Annotated in this window: 13 protein-coding genes; 1 reads left to right on the forward strand and 12 read right to left on the reverse strand. The window is 68.8% G+C overall.

Going from position 1 to position 14,537, the window contains the following annotated elements:
• Positions 1–2: 2 nt before the first annotated feature.
• The 9 genes from ASPU41_RS01555 to ASPU41_RS01595 form a co-directional block, all read right to left on the reverse strand.
• Positions 3–1,016 (reverse strand): DNA topoisomerase IB, encoded by a 1,014-nt coding sequence (locus tag ASPU41_RS01555; RefSeq protein ID WP_069949419.1) that lies wholly within the window; start codon positions 1,014–1,016, stop codon positions 3–5.
• Between the two features lie 188 nt (positions 1,017–1,204).
• Positions 1,205–2,677 carry an FAD-dependent oxidoreductase gene (locus tag ASPU41_RS01560; protein ID WP_069949420.1) on the reverse strand — a complete coding sequence of 491 codons (1,473 nt, stop codon included), beginning with the start codon at positions 2,675–2,677 and terminating at the stop codon, positions 1,205–1,207.
• Between the two features lie 89 nt (positions 2,678–2,766).
• Positions 2,767–4,059, reverse strand: a complete 1,293-nt coding sequence (gene cobA / locus ASPU41_RS01565; RefSeq protein ID WP_069949421.1) for a uroporphyrinogen-III C-methyltransferase — start codon at positions 4,057–4,059, stop codon at positions 2,767–2,769.
• A 563-nt stretch (positions 4,060–4,622) separates the two neighbouring features.
• Positions 4,623–4,919: a putative quinol monooxygenase gene (locus ASPU41_RS01570; protein ID WP_069949422.1), complete on the reverse strand. Its 297-nt coding sequence runs from the start codon at positions 4,917–4,919 to the stop codon at positions 4,623–4,625.
• Between the two features lie 164 nt (positions 4,920–5,083).
• Positions 5,084–6,019, reverse strand: coding sequence for an ABC transporter permease (locus ASPU41_RS01575; protein WP_069949423.1), 936 nt, complete (start codon positions 6,017–6,019; stop codon positions 5,084–5,086).
• Positions 6,009–6,734 (reverse strand): ABC transporter ATP-binding protein, encoded by a 726-nt coding sequence (locus ASPU41_RS01580; protein WP_069949424.1) that lies wholly within the window; start codon positions 6,732–6,734, stop codon positions 6,009–6,011. Before ASPU41_RS01580 ends, ASPU41_RS01575 begins: the two co-directional genes overlap by 11 nt.
• 56 nt (positions 6,735–6,790) lie before the next feature.
• Complete coding sequence (locus tag ASPU41_RS01585; RefSeq protein ID WP_069949425.1) at positions 6,791–7,978, reverse strand: ABC transporter substrate-binding protein; 1,188 nt, start codon at positions 7,976–7,978, stop codon at positions 6,791–6,793.
• A 221-nt stretch (positions 7,979–8,199) separates the two neighbouring features.
• Positions 8,200–9,366, reverse strand: coding sequence for an RtcB family protein (locus ASPU41_RS01590; RefSeq protein ID WP_069949426.1), 1,167 nt, complete (start codon positions 9,364–9,366; stop codon positions 8,200–8,202).
• A gap of 225 nt (positions 9,367–9,591) precedes the next feature.
• Entirely contained in the window at positions 9,592–10,350 is a 759-nt protein-coding gene (locus ASPU41_RS01595) for a hypothetical protein (RefSeq protein WP_157356894.1), read from the reverse strand.
• 154 nt (positions 10,351–10,504) lie between these two features.
• On the opposite strand from ASPU41_RS01595, the gene ASPU41_RS01600 reads away from it, so the two are divergent.
• The gene (locus ASPU41_RS01600; protein ID WP_069949428.1) at positions 10,505–11,185 is read left to right on the forward strand and encodes a DUF998 domain-containing protein; all 681 of its coding nucleotides are present in this window, start codon (positions 10,505–10,507) and stop codon (positions 11,183–11,185) included.
• A gap of 192 nt (positions 11,186–11,377) precedes the next feature.
• On the opposite strand, the gene ASPU41_RS01605 is transcribed toward ASPU41_RS01600, so the two are convergent.
• Genes ASPU41_RS01605 through ASPU41_RS01615 form a run of 3 tightly spaced genes read right to left on the reverse strand, consistent with a single transcriptional unit; the run spans position 11,378 to position 14,525 of the window.
• Positions 11,378–12,838, reverse strand: coding sequence for a sulfate adenylyltransferase subunit 1 (locus tag ASPU41_RS01605; protein ID WP_231941133.1), 1,461 nt, complete (start codon positions 12,836–12,838; stop codon positions 11,378–11,380).
• Positions 12,838–13,779: a sulfate adenylyltransferase subunit CysD gene (gene cysD / locus ASPU41_RS01610; RefSeq protein WP_069949429.1), complete on the reverse strand. Its 942-nt coding sequence runs from the start codon at positions 13,777–13,779 to the stop codon at positions 12,838–12,840. The genes ASPU41_RS01605 and cysD overlap by 1 nt, the downstream gene beginning before the upstream one ends.
• Positions 13,776–14,525, reverse strand: coding sequence for a phosphoadenylyl-sulfate reductase (locus tag ASPU41_RS01615; protein WP_442856260.1), 750 nt, complete (start codon positions 14,523–14,525; stop codon positions 13,776–13,778). Before ASPU41_RS01615 ends, cysD begins: the two co-directional genes overlap by 4 nt.
• Positions 14,526–14,537 lie beyond the last annotated feature (12 nt).

A 14,537-nucleotide genomic window follows, 5' to 3' on the forward strand; every position in this document is an offset into this window, starting at 1 on the left:
GCCTACCCCGCAGCTTTCCGCTCCGCCGCCTTCAGCGGGACCACGTCGCCCTCGCGGTAGAGCAGGGCACGGACCTCGGATTCGGCCGAGTCCAGCCGCTTCGGGTCGATGATCTCCCCCGCGGCGAAGTGGTCCAGCAGCCGCGGGTCCACGTAGCTTTTCCGGGCGATCGACGGCGTGTTGCCCAGCACCGCGGACGCGTCCACCATGGCGCGGCTTACCGCGCGTTTGCGGGCCGAGACCTTGGGCTGCGGGCCGCTCTGCGCCAGGCTGGCGGCTGCGGCGACTGTCCCGCGCAGGGTGCGGAAGTCCTTGGCGGTGAAGTCCTGGCCGGTGCGCTCCTTGACGTACTGGTTGATGTCCTGGCTGGACACCGGGTGCCAGCCCCGGCCCTCCTTGTACGCCAGCAGGCGGGCGTTGCCGCCGCGGCGCTTGAGCTGGCGCACGACGGCGGCGAGGTCGGCGTCGTCGATCCGTGATTCCCAGGTCTTGCCGCTCTTGGCGGGGAAACTGAGCCTGACCTCGTCCTTGCGGACCGCCACGTGGGCGCAGAGCAGGGTGGCGAGGCCGTGGCTGCCGTTTTCGTTTGTGTAGCGCTCGGAGCCGACCCGCAGCGAGCCGCTGTCCAGCATCCTGAAGGCGGCGGCCAGCACCCGCTCCCGGGCGAGTCCCTCGGAGCGCAGGTCCAGGGTGACGCGCCGGCGCGCGGCCGGCAGGGTTTCCGCGAGCTGGAGCGACCGGTCGAACTTCAGCCGGTCCTTCCGCTCCCGCCAGCCCGGGTGGTAGATGTACTGGCGCCGTCCGACGGCGTCGAGCCCGGTGGCCTGGATGTGCCCGTTGTCGTACGGTGCGATCCAGACGTCCGTCCACGCGGGCGGGATGCCGATTCCCTCCAACCGCTCGCGCACCGGCCCGGGCGGGACAGTGGAGCCGTCCAGGTCCTTGTAGCTGAAGCCGGTGCCCGCCGCGACCCGGCGGTAGCCGCGGCCGGACGCGTTGCTGCGCCGGAGCCTCACCGGCGGGTCTCTGGCGTGTGCTGCGCATCCATGAAGGTAAGCCTACTGACTACAGCCCCGTTTTTCGCCCCCACCCAAACAACGCGGGGTCACTTCCGGCCCATGATCCCGTTCGGGATGGGCGCGGTGTGACCCCGCGTTGCAGTTCTTAGGGCTTGCACCCCCGTTGCCGCGGGTGCTGGGTGCGCTTAGACCTCCGCGGCCACTCCGTCGCGGGAGATCTGGACCATGGCCTCGCGGGGAACGACTTTGATGCGCTCGCGCTGGATGCCGCCGGCACCGGCGTCGGCGCTTGCCTTCTCGCCGAGGGAGCGCTCGTGCGCGTCCAGGGCCAGCCAGCCCTCCCAGCTGGTGTACTGCACGCCGCGGTTTTCCAGCAGCTCGACGACTGCGTCCGGGGCGGGCGCCGCTGCCAGCGGCAGGTTCTCGCGGTCCTCGAGCAGGTAGGTCACGGTTTCCAGGGCGTCGCCCTTGGTGTGGCCGATCAGGCCGACCGGGCCGCGCTTGATCCAGCCGGTGGCGTAGATGCCGGGCACGTGGGTGCCGGAGGCGTCCAGGACGCGGCCGCCGTCGTTCGGCACAATGCCCTTGCTGTGGTCGAACTCGACCTCGGGCAGCGAGGACCCGAAGTAGCCGATCGCGCGGTACACGGCCTGGACCGGGTAGTCGACGAACTCGCCGGTGCCGCGGGCGTTACCCGTGCCGTCCAGCTCCGTGCGCTCGAACTTGATCCCGGCGACGCGGCCGGGAGCACCGGCTTCGCCGGTATTGTCCCCGTAGACCTCGACCGGGCTGTGCAGGAAATGCAGGTGCAGGCGGCGGGAGGCCGTGAGCTCGGAGAGGTCCTCGGGCTGCTCGGCGATCCAGTTGGTGAGGGTGCCGACCATGGTTTTGGTCTGGTTGTTGCTCTTGATCTGGCGGTCCGATTCGGCGTCGAACTCGAAGTCCTCGGCGTAGAGGATGATGTCGACGTCCCTGGAGTGGGAGAGCTCGCGCAGCTCCAGCGGGGTGAACTTGACCTGGGCGGGGCCGCGGCGGCCGAAGACGTGGACGTCGGTGACCGGGGAGTCCTTGAGGCCGGCGTAGACGTTGTCCGGGATTTCGGAGACGAGGAGGTCATCGGCGTGCTTGGAGAGCATCCGGGCGACGTCCAGGGCCACGTTGCCGTTGCCGATCACGGCGATTTCCTTGGCGTCCAGGGGCCATTCGCGGGACACGTCCGGGTGGCCGTCGTACCAAGAGACGAAGTCCGCGCCGCCGTAGGAACCCTCAAGCTCGATGCCGGGGATGTTCAGGTCCGCGTCCTTGATGGCACCGGTGGCGAAGATGACGGCGTCGTAGTGGGTGCGGAGGTCCTCGAGGGAGAGGTCGGTGCCGTAGTCGACGTTGCCGAAGAAGCGGATGTCGCCGCGGTCCAGGACCTTGTGCAGGGCGTTGACGATGCCCTTGATGCGCGGGTGGTCCGGGGCGACGCCGTAGCGGATCAGGCCGTAGGGCGCGGGGTAGCGGTCGAAGAGGTCGATGCTCACCGTGAGCTCGCCGCTCTTGACGGCCTCGCTCTTGGTCAGGAGGTCCGCGGCGTACACACCCGCGGGTCCGGAGCCGACGACGGCGATGCGCAGCGGGCGGGCAGCAGTTCCTACAGGGGTGTTCGTTGACACGGCTGTGTTCCTTTGTTCTTCTGCATCCGTTGCTCCGTAACCGCCCTTTTGAGGCTTGATAACGGCGGTTATGGAGCAATCGAGGGGTGTTAGGGGGTCAGTACTCGGGTCTTGGTGGTCCTGGTGGTGCGCGGTGCGTTCGGGGACGTGGTTCCGTAGTCCGCGGTCTTGAAGTGCGACGGCGCGAACGGGCTGACGCGGACCACGTCACCGATCACGATCACGGCGGGGTTCGCGACGTCTGCGGCCTCCGCCTGGTCCGCGATGGTCCCGAGCGTTCCGATGGTCACCCGCTGGTTCGGCAAATAACCATTCTCTACGATGCCAACAGGCGTCTCCGCTGGCAAACCGGCGCGTTCCAGCGCAGCCGCGGAATCGCGCAACTGGCCCACCCCCATGAGCAGGATCACGGTGTGGTCAGCCCGGGCCGGGACTTCGGAGAGTTCCTCATGGCCGGTGACCACGCTGAAGCCCTTGGCCAGCCCGCGGTGCGTGACGGGGATGCCGGCGGCGGCCGGGACCGAGATGGCCGAGGTGACGCCGGAAACCACTTCAACCTCGACGCCGTGCTGCCGGCAGAACTCGGCTTCCTCGCCGCCGCGGCCCAGGACGTACGGGTCGCCGCCCTTGAGCCGGACCACCCGGTGTCCCTGCAGGGCTTCCTCGACGAGGATCCGGTTGATCTCGGACTGCGGGACGGGGTGGTGGCCGGGGGTCTTGCCGACCTCGATCACGCGGACGTCGGGGGCCAGTTCGCTGAGAAGCTCGCGCGGGCCGAGGCGGTCCGCGACGACGACGTCGGCCTGGCCCAGGAGCCGCCGGCCGCGGACGGTGATCAGCCCGGTGTCGCCGGGTCCGCCGCCGACGAGGGCCACGGATCCTGCGGTTGCATCGGCGGCGGCCCGGCGCCGGCGCAGCGGCAGGTCCCCGGTTTCCAGCGCGGTGGCCACGGCGTCGCGCAGTGCCATGGCGCGGCGCGGGTCTCCCCCGGCGTTTACGGCGATTTTGACGTCATCCACAACGGCGACGGCGGGCGTCCAGGCGGCGGAGGCTTCGTGGTCGGAGGCGTTGACGCACCAGATGCGCTGGGCCTCGGCGTCGGCCGACACCTGCGCGTCCACGGCGGCGTCGCCGGTGGCAGTCTGGACGAACCAGACGCCGTCGACGTCGGCTGGGCGGTAGCTGCGGGGCTGCCAGGTGAGGAGACCGGCGTCGGCCAGGTCGGTGAGGGCCGGGCAGGCAAGGGGCGCGACGACGGTGACCTGGGCGCCGGCGTCGAGCAGTCCCTTGGCGCGGCGTGCCGCGACCGGGCCGCCGCCGACGACCAGCACGGGCCGGCCGAGGAGGCGCAGCGCCGTGGGGTAAATGTCCTGAATTGCCATGCATCGACGATAGGGCGGGGCCGTAGGGCGGAACAACGGTGCGGAAACACCCGTTCACGCGGGGTAACGCCGCGTCACATAGTTGTCGCCGGTCCGGGGGCTGGCCGGGGCGGGCTGGGTGGGCCGGGCGTCCGGGGCAGCATGCTGGCATTCCTGAGCAGGCGCGGCGCCGTCCGGGGGCACTTTGACGGCGGGAACAGCCCCCTCGGGCTCAAACGACGGCGCGCCCGCGCCAATGTGCCCCCGCTCGGCTGGTGGCAGGTGGCGGGAGGTGCCTGCTGGCTGCGGGACGGCTGGGTTGCGGGGCGGCTGGCCACGGGACGGCTGGCTGCGAGACGGTTGCTGCAGGGCGGGCCGGGAGCAGCCACTTCGCCGTCCTGGGCGCGGTCGGCACTTCGCCGTCGTGGCCCGGGCAGCTGTGGCGCCGTCCGGGGGCACTTTGACGGCGGGAACAGCCACTTCGGGCTCAAAGGACGGCGTGTCCGGGTCAAAGTGCCTCCGTCCTACAGGCGGCGGGCGGCGCGGGCGGCGAGTCGGCAGGCGGCTGGCCGACTCCGGGCGCCCTACTTCACCGCAATAAGCTCGATCAGTTTGATGTCGGGGTCCTTGGCCAGCAGGGCGGGTCCGTGCTGGCCGAGGGCGGCGGGGATGGCTCCGTCGAGGTGGGCCTGCCGGTCCTCTTCGGTGTCGAAGGTGTCGAAGATGCCGAACGTGTTCTCGTTGACCCGGAAGGCGTACCAGGTCCTCGTGCCGGGCTCGGTCAGGACGATCTCGCGGCCCCCGTTGAGGAAGTCCCAGACGTCCTGTTCCTTCCCCGGCTTGGCTTCGACCAGTGCCAGCACTCCGTATTTTGGCGCCACGGCTGTCTCCTCAGAATTGGGCTGGATCGGCCGCACACCGGCCTATAGCCGTGAGTGTAGGCCCGTCCATCCCGGCAGACAACAGCAACGCGGGGTCACTCAGCGCCCATAAACCAGGGGTTTATGGGCCGAAAGTGACCCCGCGTTGCTTGAGGGGGTGGGGGTTAGCGGGTGCTGCCGGCGAGGAGGCCCCGGCGGCGGAGCAGGTGCTTTTCGATCGGGGCGAAGACGAGCAGTTCGATCAGGATGCCGACGGCGAGGATCAGCAGGATCGCGGACATCACGATGGTCATGTCGGACAGGTCGCGGCCCTGGTTGAGCATGGATCCGAGGCCGAAGCCGATGGTGCCGCCCACGGCGATGATTTCCGCGGCCATCAGCGAGCGCCAGGAGAAGGCCCAGCCCTGCTTGAGTCCGCCGAGGTATCCGGGCAGGGCGGCGGGGAGGATGATCTGCAGGGCCAGCTGGAGCCGGGAGGCGCCCAGGACTGTCCCGACGCTGCGGTACTGCGGCGGGATCTGGTCCACGCCGGAGATCAGCCCGTTGATGATCGAGGGGATGGCGCCCATGAACACCACGAAATACACCGTGGCGTCGGTGAGGCCGAACCAGATGATGGCCGCGGGCACCCAGGCCACGGACGGCAGCACCTGCAGCCCGGAGATGAGCGGCCCGAAGGCGCGGCGCAGCGGGGCGACCTGGGCCAGCAGGAGTCCGATCGGGGTCGCGATGGCCACGCTGATCAGGAAGCCCACAAGCCCGCGCTGCAGCGAGGTCCAGACCGCTTCCTGCAGCTTGCCCTCCGCCCAGAGCCGGCCGAACTGGCCCAGCACATCCAGCGGGCCGGGCACCAGGTCCTGCCGCTTGAAGCCCATCGACACGTACAGCTGCCAGATGATGATGAGGACCGCAATCGCGCCGACCGGCAGCAGGATCCGGCTCCAGTCGACGCGGCCCTTGCGCACGGCATCGGACTGTAGCGAGTCCAGCCCGGCCTCCAGCTCGCGCAGGTCGGCCGGTCCGGTGGAGGACCGGGTCAGGGCGGCGGTGATGTGGCGGGTCTCGGCGGGCTCAACCAGCGATGTTTGTTCATTTGGCATGGCGGCGGATCTCCTCGCGTAGCCGGGCAGTGATTTCGGCGGTGAGCTGGCCGGCCAGTCCGGCGTCGGTGCGGTGCTCTTCGCTGACGTGCCATTCCCGCACCACGCGTCCGGGCCGTGAGGAGAGCAGCAGGACGCGCTGGCCCAGCCGGACGGCTTCGCGGACGTTGTGGGTGACAAAAACGATGGTGCGGCCGGTTTCCTTCCAGATCCGCTCCAGCTCGTCATGCAGCAGGTCCCGGGTGATCGCATCGAGGGCCGCGAACGGCTCGTCCATCAGGAGCAGCTGCCGGTCCTGGGCGAGCGAGCGGGCCAGGGCCACGCGCTGGCGCATGCCGCCGGAGAGCTCGTGCGGGCGCTTGTCCCCCGCGCCGCCCAGGTGCACGAGGTCCAGGAGCTCGTTGGCCTTGACCTTGCGCTCCTTCTTCCCGACGCCGCGCAGCTTCAGGGCCAGCTCAATGTTCTCCCGCGCCGTCAGCCAGGGGAACAGCGCCGCGTCCTGGAACATAAAGGCCGCGCCGTCGCTGGGCACCTCGAGGGCGCCCGACGTCGGGGCCTCCAGTCCCGCCATGATGTTCAGCAGGGTGGACTTGCCGCAGCCGGAGGCACCGAGCAGCGCGACGAACTCGCCCTGCCCGATGCTGGCGTTGACGTCGTCCAGCACCGGGGCGCCGTCGCCGAAGCGCTTGCCCAGGTTTTCCAGTACGACTGGCATGGTCACGTCCTTACTTCTGGTGGCACTTCTGTTGGCGGGCTGGAGACAGGGTCTGGCTAGTCCTGGCCCAGTCCCTGGGCTGAGACCTTCGGGCCCGTGGCGCCCTCGCCGAGGACGCTGTTGAGGGCCGTGAGGTCGAAGAGGCCGTTGATGTCGGCCTGGGTGGTGGTGCCGGCGTCGACGCCGTCCTGCAGCAGCTTCCGGTACGTTCCGGCGAGCGGGTCGACGGTGTAGACGATGTTCTTCAGCGAACGGTCAATCACGTCGGCCGGAAGGGCGGCACCGGCGGATTCCTGGAGAGCGGCGTTGAGGACCGTGGACTTCTCCGCGGCGGGGGCCGCGTTGAGCCAGCCCACGGATTCGACGTGGCCCTTCAGCAGCGCCTTGACCGTGTCAGGGTGCGCGGCGGCGAACTTCTTGTTGACGATCAGGACGGTGGTGATGAACTCGCCCTTGTCCCACAGGTCCCTTTCGTCGACCAGGACCTTCGCTCCGGCCTGCAGCACCAGGCGGGACGCCCACGGCTCCGGGAGCCACGCGCCGTCGAGCTTGCCGTCCTGGAAGAGTTTCAGGGTCTGGGCGTTCTCGGTGGGGTTGATGGCGACATCGCCGCTGCCGTCCGTTTTGGTCCGGTGGCCCTGCCGGCCGAGCCAGGCGCGCAGGGCCACGTCCTGGGTGGCGCCGAGCTGCGGCGTCGCGAGCTTCCTGCCGGCCAGGTCCGCGGCGGAGGTGATCCCGGGCTTGACCACCAGCTGCGCCCCGCCGGACGCGGCGCCGGCGATGATGCTGACCGATTCGCCCTTGCTCTTGACGTAGGAGTTGATGGCCGGGTTGGGGCCGATGTAGGTGGCGTCGATGGCCCCGGCATTGAGGGCCTCGATCGCGGCCGGGCCGGCGCTGAAGACCTGGGTGCTGAGTTTGGTTTCGCCGAGGCTCTTCGCGATCAGGCCCTGGCTGACGCCAATGAGGGCCGGGGCGTGGTTGATGTTGCCGAAGTAGCCGAGTTTGAGTTCGGCGGCGGGAGTGGCCGCGGGGACGGCAGCGGGCGCCGCTTCATTAGTGCGGGACACCGTGGACGCGACGGCGGCACCGGCGCCGATCAGCAGGGCGAGGCCGGCAGCCAGGCTGATTTCCAGCGCGCGCTTGCGCTTGGGCTTGGCAGATTCCCCGGCAACGATCCGGGTGGTGCCGGGGCTCTGGCCGGGTTTCTGGCGGGGAGCGGGGTTGTTCGATGGGGATGACATGCGGGAAGTCCTGTTCCTGGGGGGGTGTGCGGGGAGGCCGGGCGGTGGTCAGCGCCGGCGACATCGCCCCCGGAACCCACCGAGGGTGGACAGCCGTTCCGTTGTAGTCATGGCTTCACCATAGGGAGTGTCAGGAACACGGTTCAATGGCCCGGAAACCCGGGGTCACGGGAGTTCATGCAGCGTCACATGCGGGCCCGCCGTCCGGGCGCTTCGGCGGTTCAGTCGCCTTTAACGTTGACGAGCTGGCGGAGCTTGTGCCGTATTTTGACGAGGTCCGCGGAGTCGCGCATCACCGTGTCGATGGGTTTGTAGGCCGCCGGGATCTCGTCGATGAAGGCCTTGCTGGGACGGAATTCGATGCCCTGCATGGCGGTCTTCAGCTCGGCCAGGGTAAAGATCTTCTGCGCCGCGTGCCTCGAGTATTCCCGCCCGGCGCCGTGCGGCGAGGAATTCAGGGACGCCCGGTTCCCCAGGCCCACAACAACGTAGGACGCGGTGCCCATGGAGCCCGGAATCAGCCCGGGGTCCCCCGCCTCCGCCCTGATGGCTCCTTTGCGTGAGACCCAGACGGACTTGCCGTAATGCCGTTCCTTGGCGGTGAAGTTGTGGTGGCAGTTGATCCGTTCGGCCTCGCGGACGGAGCCTCCGGTCCAGGATTCAAACTGCCGGACCACCCGGTCCATCATCTCCTCGCGGTTCAGCAGGGCGAAGTGCTGGGCCCAGCGGAGTTCCCTGATGTATCGGTCGAATTCGAGGGTGCCTTCCTCGAGGTAGGCCAGGTCCGGGTGCGGCAGGGTGATGTGCCGGCTCCGGATCATGCTCCGGGCCTCGCCGATGTGCCGCTGCGCGAGTTTGTTGCCGACGCCGCGGGAGCCGGAGTGCAGGAACAGCCAGACGGCGTCCGTCTCATCCGCGCAGACCTCGATGAAGTGGTTGCCCGAGCCAAGCGACCCCAGCTGCAGTGTCCAGTTCGAGGCGTACTGGGCGGGGTCGAAACGCGCGTTCGCTGCCAGGCGCCGGAGTTGGTCTATCCGGGGTGCGGCGGTGGCGCTGATCCTGTGGTTGAAGTGGCCGGCGGACAGCGGGACGGCGTGCTCGATGCCCTCCCGCAACGGTTTCCGGTCCTTGCGCAGGTCCTTGACGGCATACTGTGTGCGGACGGCGATCATGCCGCAGCCGATGTCAACGCCCACGGCCGCCGGGATGACGGCGCCAAGGGTGGGAATGACGGAGCCCACGGTGGCGCCCAGGCCCAGATGGGCGTCCGGCATCAGCGCCAGATGCGGATAGATGATGGGCAGCTGTGCCGTGGCCAGGGCCTGCTGGCGGGTCGCGTCGTCCAGGATCGAGGCCCAGCTGATCAGCTTGCTGTTGATGACTTCCAACGGAACCCCCGTCCCGGCCCGCGGACCGCTTACCCGGCAGGGTGCTGATCCCTGCAGTGGGCCGTCCTTATGGTGTTGCCGGGTAGTTTACCGCGGCCGTTGTCGGGTAGCGGCTACCTTTGGGTGGTGGATATGGCTGTTGCTGCTAACCGTCACGCTCATCAACCTGCGTCCGCTGACCCAAGTGGATCGGTGTGGCCGGTAGGGGCCCGCCGCCCGGCGGGCTCATCGGTTCCTCTGGTAGCCCCAGGCCAAGGCTGCGTGCAGGCTGGGAAGGTTGAAACCGGGGTGGCGGGCCGCGAGTTCGTCAAGATGTAGCCTCGTCTGGTCCGGCTGCCATCCATAGCGCATCCCGTCCTCGATCAAGGCGGTGGAGCGGGCGAGAGCCGCCTCGACCTGCTCCGCCGACCACAGGTCACCCAGCACCTCGTGCAGATCGATCGGGACGATCCCGTCGTCGAGATGTTGCCGGTGAAAGCGGCGGTTGAGGTAGTGCAGGGCGAACACCGCGTTGAGCACGTCCTGGAGGCGGGCCTCGGCGATGTTTTTGGCTCGTCGTTCCAGGGAGTGCCAGCGGAGGCGCTCGAGCTGGGCGACAGCATCGGACAGTGCCGCCTCGTAGCGTTCCTCCGCGAGGCCGGGGACCTTGGCGCGGACCCGTTCCAGGACCGTGGAGCGATCGGCGCCGCGGTACAGCAGCTCGCGGCCATGGTAGGAGGACGCAGCCCTCAGGCTGAACTCTCGCTGGTCGACCTCGTCCTGCCGACGTTGCTGACGGGTCACAGGTGCCCCTGTCCTCGTAGCGTGCTCTCTTGCCCGGGCACGCTCACGGCGTCGTGCGACAACGGAGCCGGTCACTGCTCCTGCCCCCAGAGCGGCCGCAATCCAGATCAGATCCCGGGCGAGCACAGCCAGAAGCACACCGAGGACCAGCCCGATGAGCAGGCCTTGCTGCAGTGAGTCCAGCTGCCTCCATCCCCTCATGCTAGGACTCTAGCCCACAGGCAGTCAGCTGAACTCAGGGCTCCACGCTCAGGATTTGGGACCAGGGCTCAGCCCTTCGCCTCTACCCTCGTCCTGACGGCAGGACTAGCTTGCAGCTGTAGCAAACCCCATCCAGTTCAAAGGGCGGCAGGCCATGAGCTCCTCAGGAGAATCCCACGCACCGGGCTGGTCCCGCACGGCCCGTTCGCGCGGGGACGCTGCCGATACGGCCCTGCTTTCCGCAGGTTTCCTCGCTGTTGCGGTCTATGGCGTCGGAGACCTCGTCTCCGGCCTGCTGTACAACGGGTACAGCTTTAGGGACCAGGCGATCAGCGAACTGAGTGCTTTCGGCTCTCCGGTGCGCCCGCTGATGGTCACCGTCATCCTCATTCACGGGCTGCTAATGACCGGCTTCGGTGTGGGTGTCTGGCGGTCGGCCCACCGGACAAGCCTCCGTTGGGCCGGAATTTGCCTGGTTGCCTCCGCGCTCATCGGCTTTCCGACCCACACGGTGTTCGCAATGAGCTCCCGGTGGCTTCCCGGCGGGTTCAACGACATCATGCACATCGCTTTATCAGCCGTCTTCAGCCTCCTGGTTTTCGCGGCGCTCGTGCTGTCAGCTACCGCCTACCCGGGATGGTTCCGGCTGTATGCGATCGCGACCCTTCTGGTTGTCGCAGGATTCGGAGCCGCAGCATCGTTCGCCATCCAAGGCATCGCGCAAAACGTGACACCCTGGGCTGGCGGCTTCGAACGAATCAACGCCTACACGTACTTCGCCTGGATCGTCGTGCTCGCCGTCAGGACGATGCGGCGGCCCGCTCAGATCGTGTAGCGCTCGCCGTCGTGGTCGCCGGGGCGGCCGTTGCTACGCGGCGGTTTCGCGGGAAACGCATGTGGTCGCCGGAAGATTACGGCGACCACGCGCGTTTCCGGCGCCTCCCAGATCGCGTTCCCGCGACGGGCCCGGCAACGCCGGGTAATGCGGGGCAGAACTGGTCTAGCTGGGGCCCGGCTCGTGCAGCGCTCAGATCGAGTAGCGCTCGTCCTCGTGATCGCCGGGGTGGTCGTTGACGAGCCCGGCGGCCAGGGTGTTGCCGTCCAGCGGGTCGATCACGAGGAACGCCCCGGTGCGGCGGTGGTGCAGGTAGTTCTCCAGCGGCAGCGGCGCGGCGAGCCGCAGCTGGGCATGTCCAATGTCGTTCAGCTCCAGGCTGGTGGTGGGCTCCAGCTGGAAGTTGGCAAGGTCCAGCTTCCCGGTCACGTTCCGGACCAGGGCCTGGACCGTGCGCGTGCCGTGCTTGACCAGCACCTTGGCCCCCTCCCGGAGCGGTTTCGGCGAGAGCCAGCACAGCGAGGCGTAGAGGTCCGCCGACGCTTCCCGGATCGTTCCGGCCGCCGCGATCGTGTCGCCGCGGGCGACGTCGAACTCATCCGCGAGGCGCAGCGCCACGGACTGCGGGGCCACGGCCTCGGTGAGCCGCCGTCCCGCGAAGTCGATGCCGGTCACCGTGGTGGTGCGCGGGGCCTGGCCCGGGGTGAGGACGCTGACCTGGTCCCCCAGTTTCACCGAACCCTCGGTGATCTGGCCGGCGTAGGCGCGGTAGTCGCGGTAGCCTGCGACGTCGAGTCCGCCGGCGACGGCGTCGGGAGCCAGCGCGCCCTGCGGCCGGATGACGAGCTGCACGGGGAACCGGAAGCTCTCCAGGTGGCTTTCGAGTTCGTCCGCGGCCGGCAGCGTCTCGAGGACCTCAAGCAGGGCCGGGCCGTCGTACCAGGGCGTGCGCTCCGAGCGGTCCACGACGTTGTCGCCGTCGAGCGCGGAGACCGGAATCACGAAGAGATCAGCGATGCCGCCTGTATTTGAATCGTCACGGCCCAGTCCAAGCTCGCGGCCCACCTTCTGCACGTCGGCTTCGATGTCGCGGAACACGGCCTCGCTGAAGTCCACGAGGTCGATCTTGTTCACGGCCACGATCACGTGCGCCACCCGCAGCAGCTGCAGCACGGAGAGGTGCCGGCGGGTCTGCTCGAGGACACCCTTGCGGGCATCAATAAGCACGACGACGGCGTCCGCGGTGGACGCGCCGGTCACCGTGTTCTTGGTGTACTGCACGTGGCCGGGGCAGTCCGCGAGGATGAAGCTGCGGCGGTCCGTGGCGAAGTAGCGGTAGGCGACGTCGATGGTGATGCCCTGTTCCCGCTCGGCGCGCAGGCCGTCGGTGAGCAGGGCGAGGTCGATCGCCTGGGTGCCGGTGGCGCCTGAGCCGCCGAAACCGCGGTCCGCGGAGGTGCGGGCGACGGCGTCGAGCTGGTCGGCGAGGATCGCCTTGGAGTCGTGCAGCAGCCGGCCCACCAGCGTGGACTTGCCGTCGTCGACCGATCCGGCGGTCGCGAAACGAAATAGAGTCGCAGACAAAAAGCGGTGTGCGAGGGGGGCCTCGTCGAGCAGGGCGGCCGCGCGGGCGGTGTCGATTTCAGCGCTCATTAGAAATAGCCATCCTTCTTGCGGTCTTCCATGGCGGCCTCGGAAATGCGGTCATCCGCCCGGGTGGCGCCACGTTCGGTGATGGTGGAGGCGGCAACTTCGATCACGACGTCGCGCACGGTGGCGGCGGCCGATTCCACGGCGCCGGTGCAGGACATGTCGCCGACGGTCCGGTAGCGCACGGTTTTGGTGATGACCTGCTCGGTGTCGCGGGGCTGGGAAACCTCGCCGACCGCGCGCCACATCCCGTCGCGGGCGAAGACCTCGCGGTCGTGGGCGTAGTAGAGGCCGGGCAGGTCGATGTTTTCGCGCTCGATGTAGCGCCAGACGTCGAGTTCGGTCCAGTTGCTGATCGGGAACGCGCGGACGTGCTGGCCCACGGTGTGCCGGCCGTTGTAGAGGTTCCACAGCTCGGGCCGCTGGTTGCGCGGGTCCCACTGGCCGAACTCGTCGCGCAGGCTCAGGATCCGTTCCTTGGCCCGGGCCTTGTCCTCGTCGCGGCGGCCGCCGCCGAAGACGGCGTCGAACTTGTTGCGCTGGATCGCGTCCAGCAGCGGGACGGTCTGCAGCGGGTTCCGGGTGCCGTCGGCACGCTCGGCCAGCTCGCCGGAATCAATGAACTCCTGGACACTGCCGACGACGAGCTTGAGGCCCAGCCGCTCCACGGTCCGGTCGCGGAACTCGATGACCTCGGGGAAGTTGTGCCCGGTGTCCACGTGCAGCACCGGGAACGGCACCCTGCCGGGCCAGAACGCCTTGGTCGCCAGGTGCAGCATCACCACGGAATCCTTGCCGCCGGAAAAGAGCAGCGCCGGCTTCTCGAACTCGGCGACGACCTCGCGGATGATGTGGATCGCCTCGGATTCGAGGGTGTCCAAAGACGACAGGCGGGCCGGGGCTGAGACGCCGGTTGCCCGGTCCTCGTTGATTTGAGTGCTCATACGTGTAGTCCGCATTCTGTCTTGTCGGTTCCTGCCCAGCGTCCGGCGCGGGGGTCGTCGCCGGGCGCCACCTTGCGCGTGCAGGGCTGGCAGCCAATGGACGGGTAGCCCTGTGAAAGCAGCGGGTTGACGGGGAGGAGGTTGTCCTCGGAGTACTGCACCAGCTGGTCGAAGCTCCAGGCCGCGACCGGGTTGACCTTGACCAGGCCGTTGGTTTCATCCCAGGTCACCAGCGGGGTGTTGGTGCGGGTGGGCGACTCGTCGCGGCGGACACCGGTGAACCAGAGTTCGTAGCCGGCGAGGGTGCGGCGCAGCGGGGCCACCTTGCGCAGCGCGCAGCACTGGGCGGCGTCGCGGGCAAAGAGGTCCTTGCCGAGCAGCCGGTCCTGCTGCTCCACGGTGTTCTCCGGCAGCACGTCGACGCCGTTGACGTGCAAACTCGCGGCGACTTCGTTGCGCGTGGCGTGGGTTTCCGGGAAGTGGTAGCCGGTCTCCAGGAAGAGCACGTCGACGCCGGGCAGCTGGTCCGCGACGAGCGCGGGGAGGACGGCGTCGGCCATGGAGCAGGCGACGGCGACGGCGGGCAGCTCGAAGTTGCGCGCCACCCAGGCGATCACCTCGCGGGCCGGGGCGTCCCAGCCGAGCTCGGCGGCGCCGGCTTCGGCGATGACTTTGAGCTCGTCGTGGGTGCGGAGGACGGGGGCGACCACGGCGGCCGCTTCCTGGGGAGCTGCGTCCTCAGCCACCGGGTTGATACC

Source organism: Arthrobacter sp. U41, assembly GCF_001750145.1.
Lineage (GTDB): Bacteria > Actinomycetota > Actinomycetes > Actinomycetales > Micrococcaceae > Arthrobacter.